The organism is Streptomyces sp. NPDC002911 (genome assembly GCF_053591835.1).
Genome location: NZ_JBSFUO010000014.1, coordinates 14638 through 37207, shown reverse-complemented (window position 1 = coordinate 37207; position 22570 = coordinate 14638). Strand labels below are relative to the sequence as shown.

23 protein-coding genes, 1 tRNA gene and 2 pseudogenes are annotated in these 22570 nt (G+C 71.4%); 12 read left to right on the top strand and 14 right to left on the bottom strand.

Going from position 1 to position 22570, the window contains the following annotated elements:
- Positions 1 to 20: 20 nt before the first annotated feature.
- From ACWD04_RS21745 to ACWD04_RS21730, 4 genes are read right to left on the bottom strand one after another with little or no spacing between them, the layout of a single operon-like run.
- Positions 21 to 332: a DUF202 domain-containing protein gene (locus ACWD04_RS21745; RefSeq protein WP_451134298.1), complete on the bottom strand. Its 312-nt coding sequence runs from the start codon at positions 330 to 332 to the stop codon at positions 21 to 23.
- Positions 329 to 724 carry a YidH family protein gene (locus ACWD04_RS21740; protein ID WP_451134296.1) on the bottom strand — a complete coding sequence of 132 codons (396 nt, stop codon included), beginning with the start codon at positions 722 to 724 and terminating at the stop codon, positions 329 to 331. The genes ACWD04_RS21745 and ACWD04_RS21740 overlap by 4 nt, the downstream gene beginning before the upstream one ends.
- A complete protein-coding gene (locus ACWD04_RS21735; protein ID WP_451134294.1) occupies positions 721 to 1251 on the bottom strand; it encodes an NUDIX hydrolase in 531 nt (176 codons plus the stop codon). Before ACWD04_RS21735 ends, ACWD04_RS21740 begins: the two co-directional genes overlap by 4 nt.
- Positions 1238 to 2173, bottom strand: a complete 936-nt coding sequence (locus tag ACWD04_RS21730) for a DMT family transporter (protein WP_451134292.1) — start codon at positions 2171 to 2173, stop codon at positions 1238 to 1240. Before ACWD04_RS21730 ends, ACWD04_RS21735 begins: the two co-directional genes overlap by 14 nt.
- 307 nt (positions 2174 to 2480) lie before the next feature.
- Between ACWD04_RS21730 and ACWD04_RS21725 the strand changes: the two genes are divergently transcribed.
- Together ACWD04_RS21725 and ACWD04_RS21720 are read left to right on the top strand one after the other, a co-directional pair.
- The gene (locus tag ACWD04_RS21725; protein ID WP_451134290.1) at positions 2481 to 4136 is read left to right on the top strand and encodes an FAD-binding dehydrogenase; all 1656 of its coding nucleotides are present in this window, start codon (positions 2481 to 2483) and stop codon (positions 4134 to 4136) included.
- Positions 4137 to 4311: 175 nt separating this feature from the next.
- Entirely contained in the window at positions 4312 to 5535 is a 1224-nt protein-coding gene (locus ACWD04_RS21720) for an outer membrane protein assembly factor BamB family protein (RefSeq protein ID WP_451134288.1), read from the top strand.
- A gap of 64 nt (positions 5536 to 5599) precedes the next feature.
- Here the strand turns inward: ACWD04_RS21720 and ACWD04_RS21715 are convergent.
- Positions 5600 to 5811, bottom strand: a pseudogene (locus tag ACWD04_RS21715) (ASCH domain-containing protein); the annotation flags it as partial.
- Between the two features lie 166 nt (positions 5812 to 5977).
- Between ACWD04_RS21715 and ACWD04_RS21710 the strand changes: the two are divergent.
- Positions 5978 to 6232, top strand: a pseudogene (locus ACWD04_RS21710) (cytochrome b/b6 domain-containing protein); the annotation flags it as partial.
- Between the two features lie 9 nt (positions 6233 to 6241).
- Here ACWD04_RS21710 and ACWD04_RS21705 read toward each other — a convergent pair.
- On the bottom strand, positions 6242 to 7639 hold the full coding sequence (locus ACWD04_RS21705; protein WP_451134286.1) for a GntP family permease: 1398 nt from the start codon (positions 7637 to 7639) through the stop codon (positions 6242 to 6244).
- Positions 7640 to 7650: 11 nt separating this feature from the next.
- Positions 7651 to 8160 (bottom strand): gluconokinase, encoded by a 510-nt coding sequence (locus tag ACWD04_RS21700; RefSeq protein WP_451134284.1) that lies wholly within the window; start codon positions 8158 to 8160, stop codon positions 7651 to 7653.
- 147 nt (positions 8161 to 8307) lie between these two features.
- Between ACWD04_RS21700 and ACWD04_RS21695 the strand changes: the two genes are divergently transcribed.
- The 3 genes from ACWD04_RS21695 (at position 8308) to ACWD04_RS21685 (ending at position 10799) form a co-directional block, all read left to right on the top strand.
- A complete protein-coding gene (locus ACWD04_RS21695; protein WP_451134282.1) occupies positions 8308 to 9009 on the top strand; it encodes a FadR/GntR family transcriptional regulator in 702 nt (233 codons plus the stop codon).
- A gap of 75 nt (positions 9010 to 9084) precedes the next feature.
- On the top strand, positions 9085 to 10170 hold the full coding sequence (locus ACWD04_RS21690) for an S-(hydroxymethyl)mycothiol dehydrogenase (RefSeq protein ID WP_451134280.1): 1086 nt from the start codon (positions 9085 to 9087) through the stop codon (positions 10168 to 10170).
- Positions 10170 to 10799, top strand: coding sequence for an MBL fold metallo-hydrolase (locus ACWD04_RS21685; protein WP_451134278.1), 630 nt, complete (start codon positions 10170 to 10172; stop codon positions 10797 to 10799). Before ACWD04_RS21690 ends, ACWD04_RS21685 begins: the two co-directional genes overlap by 1 nt.
- Before the next feature lie 12 nt (positions 10800 to 10811).
- Here ACWD04_RS21685 and ACWD04_RS21680 read toward each other — a convergent pair whose 3' ends face one another.
- The 3 genes from ACWD04_RS21680 to ACWD04_RS21670 all read right to left on the bottom strand — a co-directional run bounded on the left by ACWD04_RS21680 (position 10812) and on the right by ACWD04_RS21670 (position 12278).
- Positions 10812 to 11750 (bottom strand): pseudouridine synthase, encoded by a 939-nt coding sequence (locus ACWD04_RS21680; protein WP_451134276.1) that lies wholly within the window; start codon positions 11748 to 11750, stop codon positions 10812 to 10814.
- A 163-nt stretch (positions 11751 to 11913) separates the two neighbouring features.
- Positions 11914 to 12135 (bottom strand): hypothetical protein, encoded by a 222-nt coding sequence (locus tag ACWD04_RS21675; protein ID WP_451134274.1) that lies wholly within the window; start codon positions 12133 to 12135, stop codon positions 11914 to 11916.
- A gap of 55 nt (positions 12136 to 12190) precedes the next feature.
- Positions 12191 to 12278 (bottom strand) — tRNA-Leu (locus ACWD04_RS21670).
- A gap of 183 nt (positions 12279 to 12461) precedes the next feature.
- Between ACWD04_RS21670 and ACWD04_RS21665 the strand changes: the two genes are divergently transcribed.
- From ACWD04_RS21665 to ACWD04_RS21655, 3 genes are all read left to right on the top strand, one after another.
- On the top strand, positions 12462 to 13796 hold the full coding sequence (locus tag ACWD04_RS21665; RefSeq protein ID WP_451134272.1) for a M20/M25/M40 family metallo-hydrolase: 1335 nt from the start codon (positions 12462 to 12464) through the stop codon (positions 13794 to 13796).
- Between the two features lie 145 nt (positions 13797 to 13941).
- The gene (gene chpH, locus ACWD04_RS21660) at positions 13942 to 14175 is read left to right on the top strand and encodes a chaplin ChpH (protein ID WP_451134270.1); all 234 of its coding nucleotides are present in this window, start codon (positions 13942 to 13944) and stop codon (positions 14173 to 14175) included.
- 136 nt (positions 14176 to 14311) lie between these two features.
- A complete protein-coding gene (locus ACWD04_RS21655; protein ID WP_451134268.1) occupies positions 14312 to 15067 on the top strand; it encodes a chaplin in 756 nt (251 codons plus the stop codon).
- Between the two features lie 58 nt (positions 15068 to 15125).
- On the opposite strand, the gene ACWD04_RS21650 is transcribed toward ACWD04_RS21655, so the two are convergent.
- The gene (locus ACWD04_RS21650) at positions 15126 to 15314 is read right to left on the bottom strand and encodes a DUF5703 family protein (RefSeq protein WP_053930948.1); all 189 of its coding nucleotides are present in this window, start codon (positions 15312 to 15314) and stop codon (positions 15126 to 15128) included.
- Positions 15315 to 15361: 47 nt separating this feature from the next.
- Here ACWD04_RS21650 and ACWD04_RS21645 point away from each other — a divergent pair, with 47 nt between their 5' ends.
- Positions 15362 to 16030, top strand: a complete 669-nt coding sequence (locus ACWD04_RS21645; RefSeq protein ID WP_451134266.1) for a hypothetical protein — start codon at positions 15362 to 15364, stop codon at positions 16028 to 16030.
- Positions 16031 to 16099: 69 nt separating this feature from the next.
- Here ACWD04_RS21645 and ACWD04_RS21640 read toward each other — a convergent pair whose 3' ends face one another.
- Together ACWD04_RS21640 and ACWD04_RS21635 are read right to left on the bottom strand one after the other, a co-directional pair.
- Positions 16100 to 18337 carry a helix-hairpin-helix domain-containing protein gene (locus ACWD04_RS21640; RefSeq protein WP_451134264.1) on the bottom strand — a complete coding sequence of 746 codons (2238 nt, stop codon included), beginning with the start codon at positions 18335 to 18337 and terminating at the stop codon, positions 16100 to 16102.
- Positions 18334 to 19317: an aldo/keto reductase gene (locus ACWD04_RS21635; protein WP_451134262.1), complete on the bottom strand. Its 984-nt coding sequence runs from the start codon at positions 19315 to 19317 to the stop codon at positions 18334 to 18336. The genes ACWD04_RS21640 and ACWD04_RS21635 overlap by 4 nt, the downstream gene beginning before the upstream one ends.
- A gap of 143 nt (positions 19318 to 19460) precedes the next feature.
- Here ACWD04_RS21635 and ACWD04_RS21630 point away from each other — a divergent pair, with 143 nt between their 5' ends.
- Positions 19461 to 20513, top strand: coding sequence for an LLM class F420-dependent oxidoreductase (locus ACWD04_RS21630; RefSeq protein ID WP_451134260.1), 1053 nt, complete (start codon positions 19461 to 19463; stop codon positions 20511 to 20513).
- 244 nt (positions 20514 to 20757) lie between these two features.
- Entirely contained in the window at positions 20758 to 21546 is a 789-nt protein-coding gene (locus ACWD04_RS21625) for a ferritin-like domain-containing protein (RefSeq protein ID WP_451134258.1), read from the top strand.
- A 30-nt stretch (positions 21547 to 21576) separates the two neighbouring features.
- On the opposite strand, the gene corA is transcribed toward ACWD04_RS21625, so the two are convergent.
- Complete coding sequence (corA, locus tag ACWD04_RS21620) at positions 21577 to 22563, bottom strand: magnesium/cobalt transporter CorA (RefSeq protein WP_451134499.1); 987 nt, start codon at positions 22561 to 22563, stop codon at positions 21577 to 21579.
- Positions 22564 to 22570: the final 7 nt, after the last annotated feature.

The window sequence follows — 22570 nt, the reverse complement described above, 5'->3', positions numbered from 1 at the left end:
GCCCGGTCGGGTACGTACGGTCAGAACAGTGTCACGACGGCGAACACCGCGAGCGCGACCGTGCACGCGGCAGCCGTCAGCGCATGGCGCGGCGACAGCGGGTCGGGCCGCGCGGTCCCCATGCCCGTCACCCGGCGGTGGGCCACCGCGAGGAACCCCAGCCAGGCCAGCAGGCTCAGGGCCACCGCGAGCACCCCGGCCCCGGTCGCCCCGCCGTGCAGGGCCTGCCGGACCGCGAGCAGGGCCACCACCGTGCACGCCAGGGTGGTGCGGCGCCAGGCCAGCCGGGTCCGCTCCGGCTGGAGGCCGGGATCGCGCCCCGCGGCGGTCACCGCCCGTCCCAGCCGAACAGGACCACCACCACCATCGCGACCGCCACCACAGCGACCACGAGGCTGAGCAGCGCGGGGAAGCGCGACACCGGCAGGTCCTCCCCGCGCCGCATCGCGCGCTCGCACCGCACCCAGTGGCTGACGGCGCGCAACGCGCAGAGAACGCCGGCCGCCAGCAGCCCGAGCGCCAGGCAGGCGCGGATGCCCCAGGCCAGTGAGGGCAGGAACTGGTCGACGGCGAAACCGCCGCCGACGAGTGCGAGAGCCGTCCGTATCCAGGCCAGGAAGGTGCGCTCGTTGGCGAGGGAGAAGCGGTAGTCCGGGGTGTCGCCCTCCTCGCGGATCCGCTCCGGGGCCCACCACAGACGCAGCCCGCGCACGAAATCGCTCACGCGGTGACTCCCGCTCCGCCGGCGGCCCGGAACTCCCGCAGCCGGTGGTAGGCCTCCAGCCCGTCCGGCACCCACGTCCAGTCACCCAGGCGCCCTTCCAGCTCGGCGTCGCTCAGGAAGGTGTGCCAGGCGACCTCCTCGGCCTGCGGCCGCACGGGGAGTTCGCAGCGCACCTCGTAGACGTACGACCACCAGCTGTGCCGGGGGCTCTCGTAGAGGTACCTGAAGAGCGGAGTGGGGCGGGGGAGGCCGGAGACCCCCAGCTCCTCCTCGGCCTCCCGCAGCGCCGCCCCGTCGTACGACTCGCCCGCGCCCACGACCCCGCCGACGAACATGTCGTAGTGCGCGGGGAAGACCGACTTCGTGGCCGTCCTGCGGTGCACGAACAGCCGGCCCTCCGGGTCCCGGGCCTCGATGAAGACACAGCGATGACGCAGGCCGCGCGCGGTCGCCTCACTGCGGGGCGCCTGCCCGACGACCTTGTCGTTCTCGTCGACAATGTCCAGGATCTCGTCAGCCGGTGTCATGGGGCCCATCCAACATCAACCGGTCGGCAGCCGTGGATCCGTGTCGCTTCTTCCCCTCCTTTCCGTCCTTCCCCTCCGGCATCGCCGGGTGCAGCCCCAGCAGCACGATCCCGGCGACGATCGCCGCCAGCCCCGCGGCCTGCCAGGCCAGGGCAGCCGTGTCGGTGCGCACCTGGTCGCCGAGGAAACCGATGCCACAGACGATCCCCGCCAGCGGCTGCGCGGCGGTCAGCGCGGGCAGGGACATCCGCAGCGGCCCCGCCTCGAACGCGCTCTGTACCAGGAGCAGCCCGGTCACCCCCAGGACCAGGACGGCGTACGGCTGCCAGGTGGTCATCAGCGTCGTCCAGCCGCCGTCGGCCAGCCGCTCCCCGCTGAGCCTGGTCAGGGCGTCCTGCAAACCGTAGAGCAGGCCCGCCGCCAGGCCGAGCAGGACAGGGGCCCCACGGGTCCGCGGGTGCCTGGCGCAGGCGGTCAGGAGGACGGCGAGCCCCGCCACCGCACCGATGACCAGCCAGTGCCGCAGGGGCGCCGTCACCGCCTCACCGCCGCGCGGCTCGCCGGCCAGCAGGAACGCGGTGACGCCGCCCGCCAGCAGGCAGAGGCCTCCCCAGCCCTGCTTCCCCAGCCGCTGGCCCGTGCGGTGCCGCGACAGCGCCATCGCGAAGAGCAGATTGGTCGCCAGGAGCGGCTCCACGACCGACACCTCACCCTGGCCCAGCGCCAGGGCGCCGAGGCCCAGTCCGCAGACCATGAGGCCGAGCCCGGCCAGCCAGCTCGGGACCCGCATGAGGTCGAGCAGCAGCCGGGGAGAGAGGAAGTCGCTCAGAGGCGCACGGCGGGCGGCGTCCTGCTGAAGGACGAATCCGAAGCCCAGGCAGCAGGCGGCGCCCACGGACAGCAGGAGTACCAGCACCGACACGGTCCGACGATAGCCCGGTGGCCCTACGGTATCGGCGAGGGCGCCACCGACCGGACGGTTGACGTGGGCGCAGCCCGTACCGAAGATCGGACCCACAAGTAACTTCCCCCGCCCGCTCGCCCGCCGCTGCCCCGCTCCGCTCCGCTCCGCCCCGCTCCGCCCCGCTCCGCCCCGCTCCGCCCCGCTCCGCCCCGCTCCGCCCCGCTCCGCCCCGCTCCGCCCCGCTCCGCCCCGCTCCGCCCCGCCCCGCTCCGCCCCGCTCCGCCCCGCTCCGCCCCGCCCCGCTCCGCTCCGAAGGATGGAACCCATGGCGTACGACGCTGACGTGATCGTGATCGGGGCAGGACTCGCAGGGCTGGCGGCCACCGCCGAGCTCGTCGACGCGGGCCGCACGGTGATCCTCCTCGACCAGGAACCCGAGCAGTCCGTCGGCGGCCAGGCGCACTGGTCCTTCGGCGGGCTCTTCCTCGTCGACTCGCCCGAGCAGCGCCGGCTGCGGATCAAGGACAGCCACGAGTTGGCCCTCCAGGACTGGTACGGCACGGCCGGCTTCGACCGCGACGAGGACCACTGGCCACGGCAGTGGGCCGAGGCATACGTCGACTTCGCGGCCGGGGAGAAGCGGTCCTGGCTGCACGCCCAGGGGCTGCGGCTTTTCCCCGTCGTCGGCTGGGCCGAACGAGGCGGCTACGACGCGAACGGCCACGGCAACTCCGTTCCCCGCTTCCACATCACCTGGGGCACCGGCCCCGGCGTCGTCGCCCCCTTCGAGCGACGGGTTCGCGAAGGCATCGCGAAGGGCCTGGTCCACCCGCGCTTCCGCCATCGGGTGACCGGCCTCGGCCGCTCGGCCGGGGCGGTCGACACCGTCACCGGCGAGATCCTCGAGGAGAGCGGCGCCGAGCGGGGCACCGCGAGCAGCCGTGAGGTGACGGGCGCCTTCGAGCTCAGGGCTCAGGCCGTGATCGTCACCTCCGGAGGCATCGGCGGCAACCACGACCTCGTACGCGCCCAGTGGCCCGAGCGGCTGGGAACGCCGCCGGGGAAGATGCTCTCCGGGGTCCCCGCCCATGTCGACGGACTGATGCTGGGCATCGCCGAGAAGGCAGGCGCCCACCACATCAACCGCGACCGGATGTGGCACTACACGGAGGGCATCGAGAACTGGAATCCGATCTGGGACAAGCACGGCATCCGGATTCTGCCCGGCCCGTCCTCCCTCTGGCTGGACGCCCGCGGCAAGCGGCTTCCGGTCCCGCTCTTCCCGGGCTTCGACACGCTGGGCACCCTCGAACACATCATGCGATCCGGCCACGGCTACACATGGTTCGTCCTCGACCAGAAGATCATCGGCAAGGAGTTCGCGCTCTCCGGTTCCGAGCAGAACCCGGACCTGACCGGGAAGTCGGTGCGTGACGTGATCGGCAGGGCGCGCGCCGAAGTCCCCGGGCCCGTGAAGGCGTTCATGGACAAGGGCGTGGACTTCGTCGTCGAGAAGGACCTCGGCGCCCTCGTGCGGGGAATGAACGCTCTCACCGGCGAAACTCTCATCGACGAGGACGCCCTGCGCCGCGAGATCACGGCCCGCGACCGTGAGATCGCCAACCCCTTCACCAAGGACCTGCAGATCACGGCGATCAACGGAGCCCGCGCCTATCTGGGCGACAGGCTGATCCGTACGGCGAAGCCGCACCGCATCCTCGACCCGGCGGCGGGCCCGCTGATCGCCGTAAGGCTGAACATTCTGACCCGCAAGTCCCTCGGTGGGCTGGAGACGGACCTGTCCTCCCGCGTCCTGACCGAGGGCGGCACCCCGCTGCCCGGGGTGTACGCGGCGGGGGAGGCGGCGGGCTTCGGCGGCGGCGGGGTCCACGGCTACCGCTCGCTGGAGGGCACCTTCCTAGGCGGCTGCATCTTCTCGGGCCGGACTGCGGGCCGGGCGGCGGCGAGGGCGATTGGCTGACGGATCCCCTCCCCGCCCCGGGGCCGCAGCCCCGGGGATGACGGGAGTTTCACGAGCCTGTCCCGATTCTGTGCCGTACCGCGGTAGGCCGAAAAGCGACGGTAGCCTTGCGGCGCTCAAGGCGTCCCGGGGTCCTGGGAGCGTCGAAGCAGGTGAACGGAAGCGGGGGACGGGCATGGTCGGACGTGGCGGGGACGCGATGTCGCGCAGGCGGATACTCGGGCTGGCCGGTGCGGGGCTGGGGCTGGCCGTGCTCGGGGCCGGAGTCGTGGGATGCGGTCCCGAGGAGGACGCGTCGGCCGGCGGCGTCACGCCGGGCGGGGAGAAGAACGGCGACGCCTTCACCACCCCGCCGCCCGGCACCGCGCCCGAGCCGCTGTGGCAGGCGGATACAGCGAACACCAGCCTGTCCGGCAGCGACGCGCTCGGCGTGGTCGGCGGCCTGGTCCTGGTGTCGGGTGACCCTCTGGTGGGGCGGGACGCCGTCAGCGGCGAGGAGAAGTGGTCGCGCGCCGGTATCACCACGCCGGGGGCCAAGCTTGTTGTCGGCGGTGGGACGCTCTACCTCGCCGGCGCGGACTACGACGGCGACGTCGTGGGGCTGGATCCGGCCACAGGTAAGGAGACCTGGCGCAGCCGCCTGGGCGACGAGTACCAGCAGCCGCGCCCCATGGCGGCCGACGAGGGCCATGTCTATGTGCTGGCCGGCATCCTGGAGAAGGACTTCACCACGCCGGACAACGTGATCGCCGCCATCGACACCACCTCCGGCAAGGTCGCCTGGCGTGAGCAGCGCGACGCGGGGACCGAGGAGTACGGCATCAACGCCGCGGTCGTCGGCGAGCGCCTCGTCTACACGGATTACCGGGAGAACGTGACGGTCCGCGACACGGCCACGGGCCGGCAGGTCTGGACGAAGAAACTGGGCCAGTCCAACCATCGTCGATTCGCCGTGCACGAGGAGCTGGTGATCGTGGCGGACGGACAGCGTCTGCGGGCGCTCGAACTCTCCGGGGGCAAGGAGCGCTGGTCGCTCACCACGGAGGAATTCAGCAAGTTCAACGACCCGCATCTTCTCGTGGGCGTGCTCTACGCCTCCGACAGCGCGCGCGGCCTGTGGGCGGTGGACCCCGCCACGGGCGAGGAGATCTGGCACAACGAGGACCTGCGGGACACGGCGACGCAGGCGTGGCAGTTCGTCGAGGTGGACGGCGTCCTCTACGGTGCCACCGAATTCGACAAGGACGGTGGTGTGCACGCCTTCGACGCGGCGACCGGAAAGCTGCGCTGGACCTACAACGACAGGACCGGTGACATCCAGCAGTGGTACGTGGCCGCGGCCGGCAAGCGGCTGGCCGTCATGCACGGGAAGCGGCTCTACGCGCTCCCAGCCGTCTGACCCTCTGCCGCGTCCGCCGCCCCGTCCGGCCGCCGCGACTGCGCGCGCCGGCCGGGGCGTCCCGTCAGACGCGGTCCACCACCCGGAAGCGCTCCGCCACGATCATCGTGCCGTCGTCCACGGTGAACCGCGGGTCACCGAGCGCCTCCCGCATCTCCTCGCTGTGCCAGAACGTCTGGTGCCCCGACCGCCACTGGGCCACTGAGGTGCAGCGCCCTCGTCCAGCGCGTGCTGCAGGTCCACCGCTCCCAGCGGCAGCACCCGCACCTTCGTCACCCGGCACCACCGGGAAGGCCGGCGACACCGGCGGAATCGCCACCTGCAAGGGCGAGGAACGCGCCCTGCGCGCCGACCGGCTCGGCACCTTCGAGCTGCTCCTGTCCGTCCTCGCCGCCAGTGCCCCCCTGATGATCGTCGCGAGGTGATGCCCACCGTTTTCGGGTACGCCGCGTGGATCGCGGGAGGGCTGCTCGTGATGCTCGGCACCGGAGCGCTGATGTGGTTCACCGGGCTCGCCCCGTTGGTATGGCGCACGGGTGCCACCTTCATCCACGACCGGCTCGCGCTCGGCATCGTCCTCGCCGGGCACATCGCGAAGGCGCTCGCCGACCCGGAGGCACGCCGTGGCATGCGCACCGGGTCGGTCGAGCGCCCCTGGGCCCGGTCCGAGCACCCGCTGTGGCGGGAGCCGGAGGAGTGCAGCCGGTTACAACACCAACGACAGCAGCAGGATGAAGGCCAGCGAGACGACGGAGATGATCGTCTCCATCACCGACCAGGTCTTGATCGTCTGCGGGACATCCATGCCGAAGTACTCCTTCACCAGCCAGAACCCCGCGTCGTTGACGTGACTGAAGAAGAGCGAGCCCGCGCCCACGGCGAGGACGAGCAGTGCGACGTGCGACGTCGACAGGTCGGCGGCGAGAGGAGCGACCAGACCGGCCGCCGAGATGGTGGCCACGGTCGCCGAGCCCGTCGCCAGGCGGATCGCGACGGCGATCAGCCAGCCGAGCAGCAGGGCGGGGATCGACCAGTTCTCGGAGAACTCCAGGATCATCTGGCCCACACCGGCGTCGATCAGGGTCTGCTTGAACCCGCCGCCGGCGCCCACGATCAGGAGGATGCCCGCGATCGGGGCGAGCGACTTCTCGACGGTGCCGGAGAGGCGGCCCTTGGTGAAGCCCGCCGCACGGCCCAGGGTGAACATGCCGACGATCACGGCTGCGAGCAGCGCGATCAGCGGCGAGCCGATGACATCGGTGACCCGCTGGACGTGGTTCTCCGGGTCGTCCACCACTATGTCGACGAGTGCCTTGACCAGCATCAGCACGACGGGCAGCAGGATCGTCGCCAGGGTCGCGCCGAAGCTGGGCCGGCGGTCCAGGTCCTCGGACGGGCGCTGCGGGATCATCTTCTCCGGTGGGTGGATGTCCACCCAGCGGGCTGCGTAGCGGGAGAAGACCGGACCGGCGATGATCACGGTGGGGATGGCCACCAGCACACCGAGGGCCAGCGTGACACCCAGGTTGGCGCCGAGTGCGTCGATCGCGACCAGCGGGCCGGGGTGCGGGGGGATCAGCCCGTGCATCACGGAAAGACCGGCGAGCGCGGGGACACCGATCCGCATCAGGGAGTAGTTGCCGCGCTTGGCGACCAGCAGCACCACCGGAATCATCAGCACGATTCCGACCTCGAAGAACAGCGGAAGCCCGATGATCGAGGCGATCAGGACCATCGCCCACGGCATCGCCCGCCCGCTCGCCTTCGCGAGGATCGTGTCGACGATCTGATCGGCGCCGCCGGAATCGGCGAGCAGCTTACCCAGGATGGCGCCGAGGGCGATGAGGACGCCGACACCCGCGACCGTCGAACCGAGGCCCGCGGTGAAGCTGGCGATGGTCTTCGCCGGGTTGGCCCCGGCGAAGGAGCCGAGTGCCAGCGAACCGATGGTCAGCGCGAGGAACGCGTGCATCTTGAACTTGGTGATGAGCAGGACGATGACGGCGATACCCGCCAGGACGGCGATGCCCAGCTGCGCGTTGCCGGCCGAAGTGATCGGTTCGACGGCATCCGCTGCCAGCATCTCGACGCTGAGACTGGTCACGGTGGTGATCCTTAGTTCGCGAGCCGGCGCAGCGCGGCGACGGCCCGGTCGGTGATTTCCTCAGGGGTGCCGGACACGTCGACGGCGACGCCCGCCTCGTCCTCCTGCAGCGGCTGCAGGGTGGCGAACTGGGAGTCGAGCAGCGCGGTCGGCATGAAGTGGCCCTTGCGGTCCGCCATGCGACGTTCGATGAGAGCCCGGTCGCCGGTCAGATGCAGGAAGACGGCACCGGGGGCCTCGGCCCGCAGCCGGTCGCGGTAGACGCGCTTGAGCGCCGAGCTGCTGACCACGCCGCCCAGCCCCGCCCGGCCGTGTGCCCACTGCCCGATGGCGTCCAGCCACGGCCAGCGGTCGTTGTCGTCCAGCGGCGTACCGGCGGACATCTTGGCGATGTTGGCCGGCGGGTGGAAGTCGTCGCCCTCGGCATAGGGGACGCCGAGCGCGTCGGCGAGCAGAGGACCGATCGTGGTCTTGCCGGTGCCTGCTACGCCCATCACCACGACGACATGGGGGGTGCTCATTGGGTGCCTCGCTGTCTTCATCGACATTCGGTCCGTCGACGTCGGTCCGTCGCGCTACTGAAACCCATTACATACGACTTATTCAAGTAGCTGTGACATAAACGTCGTACTTTTTGTTCCCCCGGGCCGCCCCGTAGGCTTGTGGGCATGACCACACCTGCCCATGGGCTCCATACGCATGTGCTGGACGCCCTGGGTATGGAGATCGCGGCGGGTGACTGTCCGCCCGGGCGGGTCCTGCGCACCGATGAGCTCGCGCAGCGCTTCGACGTGTCACGCACCGTCGTACGCGAAGTGATCCGCGTCCTGGAATCCATGCACCTGGTCGAGTCCCGGCGCCGGGTCGGGGTGACCGTGCGGCCCACCGAGGAGTGGAACGTCTACGACCCCCAGGTCATCCGCTGGCGCCTCGCCGGCTCCGACCGGCCCCGGCAGCTGCGCTCCCTCACGGTGCTGCGGTCAGCCGTGGAGCCCGTCGCCGCGGGCCTCGCGGCCCGTCACGCCAGCGCCGAGCAGTGTGCCGCCCTCACCGAATGCGCCCTCGGCATGGTCGCGAACTCGCGCGGCCAGCAACTGGAGGGCTACCTCCGCCACGACATCGCCTTCCACCGCATCGTGCTCAACGCCTCCGGGAACGAGATGTTCGCGCGGCTCGGCGACGTCGTCGCGGAGATCCTCGCCGGGCGTACCCACCACCAGGTGATGTTCGAGGATCCGGACCCCGCCGCCGTCACGCTCCACGTCCGGCTCGCCGAAGCCGTACGTGAGGGTGACGCCGCGGGGGCGGAAAGCCTGACCAAGGAGATCGCGGTCGGCGCGCTGCACGAACTGGACGTCCTCGCCCCGTGAGCGGCTCCCCGCCCGGGTACGGTGGGCGGGTTCGATCTTCGGTACAACGGGGCAGTCGGGATGGGAGACCACGGCATGGCGCAGCAGGTACAAGGGGTCATCGCACCGGGTAGGAACGAGCCGGTCCGCGTCGAGACGATCCTGGTGCCGGACCCCGGCCCCGGCGAGGCCGTGGTCAAGATCCAGGCGTGCGGCGTCTGCCATACCGACCTGCACTACAAGCAGGGCGGCATCAACGATGACTTCCCGTTCCTGCTCGGCCACGAAGCGGCGGGCATCGTGGAATCCGTCGGCGACGGCGTCACCGACGTCGTGCCCGGCGACTTCGTCGTCCTCAACTGGCGCGCGGTGTGCGGCCAGTGCCGTGCCTGTCTGCGCGGCCGCCCCTGGTACTGCTTCGACACCCACAACGCGAAGCAGAAGATGACCCTCCTGGACGGCACGGAGCTTTCCCCGGCGCTCGGCATCGGCGCGTTCGCGGAGAAGACCCTCGTCGCCGCCGGTCAGTGCACCAAGGTCGACCCTGAGGTCTCCCCGGCCGTCGCCGGACTGCTCGGCTGCGGTGTCATGGCGGGCATCGGTGCCGCCATCAACACCGGCCAGGTCGGCCGCGGCGACTCCGTCGCCGTCATCGGCTGCGGCGGCGTGGGCGACGCGGCGATCGCGGGAGCCCGGCTCTCGGGAGCGGCGAAGATCATCGCGGTCGACATCGACGACCGCAAGCTGGAGACGGCGAAGAAGATGGGTGCCACCCACACCGTCAACTCCCGCTCCGACGATCCCGTCGAGGCGATCCGCGCACTGACCGGCGGAAACGGCGCCGACGTCGTCATCGAGGCGGTCGGCCGCCCGGAGACGTACAAACAGGCCTTCTACGCCCGGGACCTCGCCGGCACCGTCGTCCTCGTCGGCGTCCCCACCCCGGAGATGCAGCTCGAACTCCCTCTCCTCGACGTGTTCGGACGCGGAGGTTCGCTCAAGTCCTCCTGGTACGGCGACTGCCTGCCCTCGCGTGACTTCCCGATGCTCATCGACCTGCACCAGCAGGGGCGCCTCGACCTGGGCGCCTTCGTCACCGAGACCATCCAGCTCGGCGAGATCGAGCAGGCCTTCGCCCGGATGCACGACGGCGACGTCCTGCGTTCGGTGGTGATCCTCTGATGGCCGCCCGCATCGACCATCTGGTCACTTCCGGCACCTTCGCCCTCGACGGCGGCGAGTGGGACGTCGACAACAACGTCTGGATCGTCGGCGACGACACCGAGGCCGTCGTCATCGACGCCGCCCACGACGCCGCCGCGATCGAGGCCGCACTCGGCGGCCGTACGCTGCGCGCGATCATCTGCACCCACGCGCACAACGACCACATCGACGCGGCCCCCGCCCTCGCCGAAGCGACCGGGGCGCCGATCCTCCTGCACCCCGACGATCTGCCGCTCTGGAGGCAGACCCACCCGCACCGCACACCCGACGCCGAACTGGCCGACGGCCAGGAGCTGGAGGTCGCCGGGACGCGCCTCACGGTGCTGCACACCCCGGGCCACGCTCCCGGCGCCGTATGCCTCTACGCACCCGGGCTGAGCACCGTCTTCACCGGCGACACCCTCTTCCAGGGCGGACCCGGCGCCACCGGGCGGTCCTTCTCGCACTTCCCGACGATCATCGACTCGATCAGGGACCGGCTGCTCGCCCTGCCGCCGGAGACCGCCGTCCGCACCGGGCACGGGGACTCCACCACCATCGGCGCGGAGGCCCCGCAGCTGGAGGACTGGATCAACCGCGGCCACTGACCGTGGCGGGCCTCACCGGTCCGGCCACGCGGAGAGCCGCAGCCCGCTCTCGAAGCGGTGCGGTTCACCCGTGACCGGATCGGTGAACTCCAGTATGTTCGCGAGCAGTTGCAACGGACGCGTGTAGTCCTCGTGCTCAGGCTCGGGCTCCACCGCCGGATAGACCGGATCGTTCACCAGCGGCAGCCCCAGCGCGTTCATGTGGACCCGCAGCTGATGGGTGCGGCCCGTCGCGGGCAGCAGCCGGTAGCGGCCGAAAATACCCCGGTGCTCCAGCAGTCCGACCTGGCTTACGCTGTTCGGGGCCCCTGGTTCCTCGCGCGCGGCGATGACCCCGCGCTCCTTGACGATCCGGCTCCGTACGGTGCGGGGGAGCGTGAGCTCCGGATCGTACGGAGCCACCGCTTCGTACTCCTTGCGCACCAGCCGGTCCCGGAACAGCGTCTGGTACGCGCCCCGCTCCGCGGCCCGTACGACACAGAGCACCAGGCCCGCCGTCAGCCGGTCCAGCCGGTGAGCGGGCTGCAGCTCCGGCAGGTCCAGCTCCCTGCGCAGCCGGGCCACCACGGTCTCGGTGACGTGCCGGCCGCGCGGGGTGGTGGCCAGGAAGTGCGGCTTGTCCGCGATCACCAGATGGTCGTCGCGGTGGACGACGCCGATGGGGAAGGGCACCGGTTCCTCGGGTGCGAAGTCCCGGTGGAACCAGAGATGCCGCCCGGCCGTGTAGGGCTCGTCCGGCCGCACCGCACCGCCGTCCGCGCCGACGAACCTGCCCGTGGCGAGCATGGCCTCCACCCGCCCCGCGCCGATCGCCCTCGCGAATCGGTCCAGCAGATGGTCCCGGACGGTCTGCCAGGCCCCGGACGGATCCGGCGGGAGCCGCACCCGCACCGGGTCGACGCCCTCGCGCTGGGGAAGCGGGGCGGCGGGAGGCTTGGCCCGTCCTCTCATCTATTCGGTCCTTGTCGCCGGAGGGGCCCGGCACAGACGGGCACAGCCCCTTCATCATCCCATCGCGGGGCCCCCAGCAGGCGCTCGTCCGCCGCACAGGACGCCGACTGCCCCACGCGCCGACCGCTCCTTCCGGTACGACCGCGCCGACAACGCCGCGTACTCACCCATGACCGCCTGGAGTGAAACCTCGGTCTCCGGCGGTACGGGGCGCGCCGGGACCGCGGACGACGATCAGCGCCTGGGTGAACGCAACCGCCGCTACCTGCGCCTCGACCTGGACGGGGCAGGAGACCGCGGGGCCGGCTTCGGAGTCACCGACTCCGGTCACAACCAGGGCCTGCACCCACACGTTCCCGGCGCACTCCGTGACCTTCCTGCGCATCAGGGAATAGGGCGGGGAAAGCGAAAACCCCCAGGGTGACCTGGGGGTTTTCCGCTGGTGTCCGAGGGGGGACTTGAACCCCCACGCCCGATAAAGGGCACTAGCACCTCAAGCTAGCGCGTCTGCCATTCCGCCACCCGGACCGGGTGTGTCGTCCGGGGCCTTCCCCGGTCCGACGTGGAAAACCATAGCAAACATTCGGGGGTGCTCGATCACGCCTCAGGGCATGTGAAAGACGCGTGACGGCGCCCGGGCGGTCTTGGGTGCGCGAGGGCGGGCGCGCGAGGATGAGGGGGAGCACCACCGCGACAGTGGAAGGAAGCAGCGTGAGCGAGACCAACACGGCCCGGGCCGGCATCGGCGAGACCGCCGAGAATGAGGTCGTGGACCTCTGTCGTGACCTGATCCGGATCGACACCAGCAACTACGGCGACCACTCCGGCCCCGGGGAACGGCTCGCCGCCGAGTACATCGCCGAGAAGCTCGCCGAGGTCGGGCTGGAACCGCAGATCATCGAGTCCCACAAGGGCCGCGCCTCCACCGTGGCCCGGATCGAGGGCGAGGACCCCTCCAAGCCCGCGCTGCTGATCCACGGGCACACCGACGTCGTGCCGGCGAACGCGGCGGACTGGACGCACGACCCGTTCTCCGGCGAGATCGCGGACGGGTGCGTGTGGGGCCGCGGCGCGGTCGACATGAAGGACATGGACGCGATGACCCTCGCGGTCGTACGCGACCGCATGCGCAGCGGCCGCAAGCCCCCGCGCGACATCGTGCTGGCATTCCTCGCCGACGAGGAGGCGGGCGGCAGGTATGGGGCCCGCCACCTCGTCGACAACCATCGGGACCTGTTCCACGGCGTCACCGAGGCGATCGGCGAGGTCGGCGGTTTCTCGTTCACCGTGAACGAGAACCTGCGGCTCTACCTGGTGGAGACCGCGCAGAAGGGCATGCACTGGATGCGGCTCACCGTGGACGGCACCGCCGGGCACGGCTCGATGACCAACAACGACAACGCCATCACCGAGCTGTGCGAGGCCGTCGGCCGGCTCGGAAGGCACAAGTGGCCGGTCAGGGTGACCAAGACCGTGCGGTCCTTCCTGGACGAGCTGTCCGACGCGCTGGGCACCCCGCTCGATCCGGAGGACATGGAGGCCACGCTCGCCAAGCTCGGCGGGATCGCCAAGATGATCGGCGCCACCCTGCGCAACTCCGCCGCCCCCACCATGCTCGGCGCCGGGTACAAGGTGAACGTGATCCCCGGACAGGCCACCGCGCATGTGGACGGGCGTTTCCTGCCCGGTCACGAGGAAGAGTTCCTGGCCGACCTCGACCGGATCCTCGGGCCGCGGGTGAAGCGCGAGGACGTGCACGGCGACAAGGCGCTGGAGACCAGCTTCGACGGCTCCCTGGTGGACGCGATCCAGCTCGCGCTCAAGGCCGAGGACCCGATCGCCCGCGCCGTGCCCTACATGCTGTCGGGCGGTACCGATGCGAAGTCCTTCGACGACCTCGGCATCCGCTGCTTCGGCTTCGCGCCGCTGAAGCTGCCGCCGGAGCTGGACTTCGCCGGAATGTTCCACGGTGTGGACGAGCGGGTTCCGGTGGAGGGCCTGAAGTTCGGCGCCCGGGTGCTCGACCGGTTCATCGACCATTCCTGACTACACCGGCGGCCGAATTCGCCAGTCTGTACGTACATAGCTGGAACGGGTGAAAGGGGTCGCCCACTCGTAGCCCCGTCATTGCCTCCTCGTTACAGGTGATGCGGCCCGCGGCTGGGGCCGCACTTATCAATCAGGAGGAATAATGATCAAGAAGATCGTCGCAATCGCGGCTGCTACCGGTGGTCTCGTGCTCGCGGGTGCGGGTATGGCTTCCGCCGACGCCGGCGCCCAGGGTGCCGCCATCGGCAGCCCCGGCGTGCTCTCGGGCAACGTCGTTCAGGCGCCGGTCCACGTTCCGGTGAACGTCTGTGGCAACACGGTCTCCGTGATCGGGCTGCTGAACCCCGCCTTCGGCAACACCTGCGTCAACGCGTGACGATGCGCGTCAACCCGTAGAAGTGTGAGTCCGGGCGGCCCCGGAGTGCGCGATGCACTCCGGGGCCCTTGGGCGTTCGGTCCCGCGCACGGCTGTGTCCGGGGCATTCGGTAGGCAGAAGGCAGGAAAAGAACCTATGCGACAGGTCACACGTAAAGGCCTGATCACCATGGCGGCGGCGGGCGGCGTGCTCGCGCTCGGTGGCGGTTACGCGCACGCCGACGCGGGTGCGGCCGGCGGCGCGTCGACTTCACCGGGAGTGCTCTCGGGGAACTCGATCCAGGTCCCGATCGATGTACCCGTCAACGTGTGCGGAAACTCCGTGGACGTCGGCGGTCTGCTCAATCCCACGAGCGGAAACGACTGCGGAAACGGATCTTCGGATTCCGGCCACGCGTACGCCCCGGACGACGGTTCCTCGTCCGGGCACGGCTCCGCGAGCCAGGCGTCCGGGCACGAGGACGTGTACGACAGCGGGGCGGGGTCGGGCCGGCACCGCGCGCCCGGGACCTCGGCCCAGGCGGAGACGACCGGTTCCCCAGGGATCCTCTCCGGCAACCAGGTGCAGGTACCGGTCGAGATCGCGGTGAATCTCTGCGGTAACAGCGTGACGATCGGCGGACTGCTCAACCCGGTCGCCGGCAACAGTTGCGAGAACGACACGGAGACGGCCCCGCCTCCGGTCGTGCCGCAGACACCGCAGACGCCGCACACCCCGGAGAAGCCGGCCACGCCGGACGCGCCTCCGGTTCCCGAGCCCCAGTTCGTGGCGGGCGAGCAGCTCGCGCACACCGGTGGGGGCGGGCTCGGCCTGCTCATCCCGGCAAGCGCGGGCCTGCTGCTCGCCGGTGCGGGCACGGTCCTGTACCGACGTTCGCGCAGCGCCGCATAAGGGTGTCGCGACATCCGGTGTGACGAGCGGGTTCCGCATACGCGGAGCCCGCTCCGTGCTACCAGGTGGGCCGGAGCTGGCGGATGATGCGGCGGCGCAGTCGCACCCGGCGGCTGCCGTCACGGCGCAGCGTCAGCCGGTCCAACTCCCAGTGCCCGTACTCGGCATGGTCGGTCAGCAGTCGGGCCGCCTCCTTGCGGGACACCCCGCGCGGCACGTACACGTCGATGAATTCGTATTCCGGCATCGCATCTATTGTGCGGGCAGACCCCCGGTACGGATAGCGTCTGTCCTATGTCTGATGCTGCGCAGCCCACCGCTGCCGAGGTACGCGCCGCCGCCGATGCAGTCAAAACCGCGCTCGACCGCCACCTCCAGGCAGTCGAACGCCGTACCGGGGACGACGACCCCGCTGTCTACGACGCGTTCAACGCACTGGCCGCTGCGGCCGAGGTCTACGACGAAGTGCTCTACGACCGCTACGACGAGGTCACCCCCTTCGAGATCCCTTCCGCGGAGGGCTCCCTTCCGCCCTACGCGGGCCCGGAGGAGCCGCACGCCGTCAGCGTGCTGATCAGGCGCGACTACGCGGTGGCGGAGCCCGCGCGGCTGATCGCCCAGGCACAAAGGCTCGCCGACCTCGATCCGGACGGTCAGGAGGGCGACGCCCTGCCGACCGCCGGTGCCGGTGCCGGTGTGCACGCCGCGCTAGGAGTGGTGTTCGGCGAGTACGAGGCGGACGAAATCGCGTCCCGGCACAAGGAGTTCGGCCTGGAGGAGGGGGACTCCACCCTCTGGGTCTCCGCCGGGGAGGAGCTGCCGGAGCCGGGGGAGTGGCTCGGGGCGCCGTTCGACGAGGCGGATCCCGCCATGGTGGTCTGCCGCTTCGACGTCAGCTCGGTCTTCGACGAGGAGGACGACCTGGACGCCGACGCGGACGGCGTGATCGCGGACCGCTCCTGACCCTGCCCGCCCCCGACGGCCCCGCTGCCCCAGCGCACCGGGGCCGTCGCATGCTCCAGGGGGACGGGCCTACGAGGCGTCCGGACCGGGAAGCGCCTCCAGCAGCGGGCGCAGCCGGGTCGTCCGCTCCTGGGCCGGGACCTCCGCCACCGCGCGCGACAGGGCCTGGTCCACGCCGTGCACGACGGAGAGGTGCCGCTCCCCACGGCTGAACGCCGTGTACACCCAGGGCCTGCTGAGCCCCTGCGCGGCGTCCCCGGGCAGCACGACGACAGCGGCGGGCCACCGCATCCCGGCCGCCTGGTGGGCGCTGAGCGCCCAGCTGTGGCGTACGGAGGTCTCCACCCGGTCCGGCGGTACGACGACGGGGGTGCCCGCGCAGTCCAGGTGCAGGCCCTCATCGTCGGCCGACACGACCGAGCCGGGCACCGCCCTGCCGGGTGCGGGAACGTGGACCACGCGATCGCCGGGGTCGAAACCGCCGAACCGGCCCGGCCCCGGGTTGAGCCGCTGCTTGAGCGCCGCGTTCAGCGTCTGCGTGCCCGCCGAACCGCCGTGCCCGACCGTGATCACCTGGGTGTCGGAGGAGGGTACGCCGATGGCGCGCGGCACCGAGTCGGCCACCAGCTGCACCGTGCGGTGGACGGCCTCACCCGCGTCCCGGACGGGCACGATCACCACTTCCTTCCCGGGCGCCTCGACCTGGGTGAGTTCTCCGATGCCGATGCCGGAGACCAGCTCGCCGATCGGCCCGGGGTCGGGCGTGCGCGAGACCACGTGCGGGCAGGCACGCGCCGCGATCACATCGGCGAACACCCGGCCGGCACCGGCCGATCCGAGCACTCCCGGGTCTCCGCTCAGGATGAGCCGTGTGCCGTCGGCGAGGGACTCCACCAGCATCGCGGCCGTCTCCACGTCGAGCTGCGGGGCGTCCAGCACGACCAGCACGTCGAGGGCGAAGGCGCCGTCCGCGTCCCGGCCGGGCCCACCCTCGCCGGAGAGCAGGGCGGAGAGCGTGACGGCGGACCCCGGGTCCCCGACCGCGTCCGCCAGTCTGCGGCGGCCGTCGGCGCTGTGGGTGGTGCCCAGGGCCCGGAGACCCAGGCCGTGCGCGGCGGCGATGAGGGCGGCGGGTTCGGCCCGGGCGGCCTCGCCGCCGCTGTGGGTCACCAGGCCGACGGTCGCGGACGTCCGGATCAGCTCGCCCGCCGAAGGGGACGGGGCGGCGGCAGCGGCGCCCGTCCAGTCGGCACCCTTCTCACAGGAGTTGACCAGCCGGGCCAGGCCGTCGGCGAGGGCCTCCTCGGCCAGGGCGTACCGGTCGAGCCCGAGCAGGGCCCGCACCGGTTCCTCCTCGGCCCGCGCTTCGCCCTCCGCCGTCTCGTCGGCCTCTTCCGGCTGCTCCCGTTCCGTGGCGCCGGCGTCGGCGCCGTCCTGGAAGACGAGCACGACGCCCTCGGCGACGGCGTGCTGGACGGCCGCCCCGGGGTCGGCCACCGAGAACGCGCCCAGCGCCGTGCGCACCTCGTCGGCGTCCTGCGCGGTGTGGCCCCGCAGGGCGGCCCGCTCCAGCAGCCAGCCCACCAGGGCCGCCGTACGCCGCTCGTCGTCGGGGCCGCACTCCGCGCCCAGCAGCGCCCGCGCGAAGCCGTCCGCCTGCTCGGGCCGCACCCCGGGCACGGACAGCAGCTGCCACGGGTCCTCCCGGAGGGCCCCGGCCGCCCGTTCGCCGAGCGTCGCCGCTGTCGGCCGTGCCAGGGCCTCGGGTGCCCCGCCCTCGGCGAGTACCGCCGCGACCGAGGAAGCGGCCTCGGGGGACGCGGCCCGTGAGGCCGGAGGCCCGGGGGCCCGGGAGGAGCGGTCGGGCGCGGCCGGGGCTGCGGGGGCCGCCCGGGGGGGCGCAGGCGGCGACGCGGGGGAGTCGAAGAACGCGGTGCCCGGCTTCTCGCCGCTCTCCACCGCGCGGACCGCCGCGAGCAGATCCGCGGCCGAGCCACTCAGCTTCGTACCGGCGGCGATGGGTCCTTCCTTCTCGGCCTTGCGCTGTTCGATCCGCTCGCGCAGCTCGCGCTGTGCGGCCAGCTCCACCTCGGCCTCCGACCGTGCGGGTGCCGCGGGCACCTCGGGAGCCTGCTCCAGGCCCTGTGCCCCCTCCGCGTTCCCCGCGCCGTCGTCCGCCCCCTCCGCGCTCCCGGCGTCGCCCTCGGGCGTGCCGGGGGTGTCGGCTGCCTGGGTGCCGGCGTCCTCGCCGGACTCGTGGTCCTCGGCCGCGGGGTCCGGGGCTTCTCCCCGGGGATGCGCAGTCACAGCGTGCTCCAGTCCTGGTCGGGATAGCGGTGCACGGGCGCCGACACGTCGTCGAGCGCCTGGCAGATCTCGTCAGGAAGACTAAGCGCCTCCACTGACAACGCCTCGGTCAGCTGCTGCGCGTTGCGCGCTCCGACGACCGGAGCCACCACTCCCGGCCGGTCCCGTACCCAGGCGAGCGCGACCTGGAGGGACGTCGTGGCGAGGCCGTCGGCAGCGGTGGCCACCGCGTCCACGATTCTGCTCGCCGCGTCGTCGAGGTACGGCTCGACGAACGGAGCCAGGTGCTCGGAGGCGCCACGCGAGTCGGACGGGGTGCCGGTGCGGTACTTGCCGGTCAGTACCCCGCGGCCGAGCGGGGACGACGGCAGCAGCCCCACCCCGAGGTCAAGCGCCGCCGGCAGCACCTCCCGCTCGACGCCCCGCTGCAGCAGCGAGTACTCCATCTGTGTACTGGCCAGTCGGGTGCGCTGCCCGGGCGCGGCGAGTTGCCACGTGGCCGCCTTGGCCAGCTGCCAGCCGCTGAAGCCGGACACTCCGGCATATCTGACGCGCCCCGACGACACGGCCAGGTCCACCGCCTGCATGGTCTCGTCCAGCGGTGTCACATGGTCGAAGGCGTGGATCTGCCACAGATCGACGTAGTCCGTCCCGAGCCGCCGCAGGGACGCGTCGAGCGCGGCGAGCAGATGCCCGCGCGAACCGTCGAAGCGGCGGTAGGGATCGGGCACACTGCCCGCCTTGGTCGCAATGACCAGATCCTGCCGTGGCACCAGGCTGTCCAGAAGACGCCCCAGCAGATATTCGGCCTCTCCGCCGCCGTACACGTCGGCGGTGTCGACGAGGGTGCCGCCCGCGTCCCAGAAGGCCTTGAGCTGGTCGGCGGCGTTGTGTTCGTCGGTGTCCCGGCCCCAGGTGAGGGTGCCCAGCCCGATCCGGGACACGCGAAGGCCGGTACGGCCGAGATGCCTCTGCTCCATGGGCGCTGAGATTACTGGCCAAGGCCCCACGGGGTGGAAGCCTGTGGACAACGGCGGTCCCCGGGCGAGCCTGCCGGATTGCGGCGTCCCGCGCTAGAGTCCCGAACAACAGGAACGTTACTGATCAGTAGAGGAGTGTGGGTATGCGGCTCGGCATCAATCTCGGTTACTGGGGTGCGGGGATGGACGGCGACAACCTCGCCGTCGCCCAGGAGGCCGACCGGCTCGGCTACGACGTCTGCTGGGCGGCCGAGGCATACGGCTCGGACGTGCCGACGGTGCTGGCCTGGGTCGCGGCCCGGACCGAGTCCATCGACGTGGGCTCGGCGATCATGCAGATCCCGGCCCGTCAGCCCGCCATGACGGCCATGACCGCCGCCACCCTCGACTCGCTCTCAGGAGGCCGTTTCCGCCTCGGCCTGGGCGTCTCCGGACCGCAGGTCTCCGAGGGCTGGTACGGCGTCAAGTTCGACAAGCCGCTGGCCCGCACGCGCGAGTACGTGGAGATCGTGCGCAGGGCGATGTCCCGGGAGCGGCTGTCCTACGAGGGCGAGCACTGGACGCTGCCGCTGCCCGACGGCCCCGGCAAGCCCATCAAGCTGACCGTTCACCCGCAGCGTGAGCACATCCCGCTCTACATCGCCGCGATCGGCCCGAAGAACCTCGAACAGACCGGCGAGATCGCCGACGGCGCCCTGCTGATCTTCCCGTCCGCCGAACACCTGGAGGAGACCGCGGTGAAGCATCTGCGGGCCGGACGGGAGAAGGCCGGGAAGACGATGGAGGGCTTCGACGTCTGTCCGACCCTGCCGGTGGCGATCGGAGACGACATCAACGGCCTCGCCGGCATGTTCCGCCCGTACACCGCGCTCTACGTGGGCGGCATGGGCAGCCGCAAGCAGAACTTCTACAACCAGCTCGCCCAGCGCATGGGATACGAGAAGGAAGCCGCCGAGATCCAGGACAAGTACCTGGCCGGCGACAAGGCCGGCGCGGCGGCCGCCGTACCGCACCAGCTGATCGACCAGACCACCCTGCTCGGCTCGGTGGACCGGATCGCCGACCGGATGCAGGCGTACGCGGCCGCGGGTGTCACCACGCTGACCCTCGCCCCGGCAGGCTTCACGCTCGATGAGCGGCTCGCTGCCTTGCGTGCCGGCACAGACGCCCTGGAGCGCTCCGGCCTCGCCGCGTAACGCCCGGGCGGGCGCAGCACTACGGCCGTGGTGGGGGCTCGGGGGCCCTCCCCGCCACGGCCGTCGTACGGGACAACGCGCCGCACTGCTCCCGGTTACGCCCCGTACCCCTCCCAGGACGCCCGGGCAGGTCCGGCAGCCGTACGGCGCCCGATCGGCCGTGTCCGGCCCCGCTCGTGTTGCCTACCGCCGCGTACCGAATTTGACTGTGCCTCTGCGGACACCGGTGCGAAAGGTGGCAGTGATGCTCTCGGCAAAAGGCCTGTTCCAGGAGATCGTCGACAATGACGAGTCGTTCCGGCTGTTCTGCTCCATCGCCGCCGGCGGGGAGGCGCAGGGCGGCTGGGAGAACGGGCGGATCGCCGCACTCGTCCCTCCGGGACTGCGCGGGCTGGCGCCCAAGGTCGCCCGGCACGGTGCCGACGAGGACAAGCACGGCCGTATCTTCAACGCCCTGCTGAAGCAGCGGGGACTCCAGCCCGTGGCGGTGCCGTACGAGACCGACTACACCCTCCTGCTGGAGCGCCACGGCCTCGGCCTCGCCCATGAGCGGCTCCGCCGCGAGGAGCCGCTCACCGAGCGGGACATCATCGTCTACCTGGCCCACAGCCGGGTCACCGAACAGCGTGCCTCCGAGCAGATGCGGCTCCTGCTCAAGCACTTCGCCGGGCACCCGGTCCTCGGCCGCGCCGTGAAGATGATCTCTCGGGACGAGGACCACCACCTCGCGTACTGCCACGAGGAACTCCTCCACCTCGCCCGGGCCGGACACGGCCGGACGATCCAGTCCGCGCTGCGGGAGTGCGCCCGTGCCGAGATCCGCGTGTACCGCGACGTCAGCCTCGCCGTGATGAGCCACATGGGCTCCGTGCTGCGCTGGCCCCGCGCCAAGGCCGCCGCACTGGCCGCGGGCATCCACGCGATGTACGCCTACGAGCGGCTGGTGGGCTGGAGGCGCATGGTGAGCCTCGAAGAGCCCGCCCTGCGTGACGCGCTGGGCAGCCCGGCGCTACCCGAGACCGAGTACGCCTGAGACCGGGTACACCCGGGACGCCCGCCCGCCCTACAGCCAGCCGCGGCGCTTGAACAGCCGGTACAGTCCGGCGACCGCGAGGGCCATCAGCGCGATCACAGCCGGATAGGTCCACACCCAGTTGAGCTCCGGCATGTGGGTGAAGTTCATGCCGTAGATCCCGGCCACCATGGTCGGCACGGCGGCCATCGCGGCCCACGCCGAGATCTTCCGCATGTCGTCGTTCTGCCGGACACCCACCTGAGCCAGATGCGCGGACAGGATGTCGGAGAGCAGTCGGTCGAGTCCTTCCACATGCTCGACGGCGCGCGTCAGATGGTCGTTCACGTCGCGGAAGAACGGCTGCGAGTCGGTGTCGACGAACGGGACGCCCGCGCTCGACAGCCGCGCCATCGGTGCGCTCAGAGGATTGGTCGCCCGGCGGAATTCGAGTACCTGGCGCTTGAAGGTGTAGATGCTCGCCGCCGTGTTCCTGGAGTCTCCGGACCCGGTCGGGGCGAAGACTTCGGCCTCCAGCTCCTCCAGGTCGACCTGAAGCTCCGCCGCGACTTCGATGTAGTGGTCCACCACCGCGTCGCTGATCGCGTAGAGGACCGATGTGGGCCCGTGCCTGAGTACCTCGGGCTCGGCCTCCAGCCGGCGCCGCACCGCCGCGAGGGGCGCGCCCTCGCCGTGCCGCACCGTCACCACGAAGGAGTCCCCTATGAACAGCATCAGCTCACCGGCGCTCACGGTGTCGCTCTCCGGCTCGTAGACCACCGGCTTGATGACGACGAACAGTGAGTCGTCGTAGATCTCCAGCTTGGGCCGCTGATGGGCGCGCAGGGCGTCCTCCACCGCCAGCGGATGCAGGGCGAACTCGCTGCTCACCAGGTCGAACTCCTTCTCCGTCGGCTCGTGCAGCCCGATCCAGACGAAGGCGTCCCCGGTGGCACGTGCCTCGTCGAGGGCATCGGAGAAGTCGGCGGGACCTTCGGTCCGGCGCCCGTCCCGGTAAATTCCGCAGTCGACGATCACCCGCGCA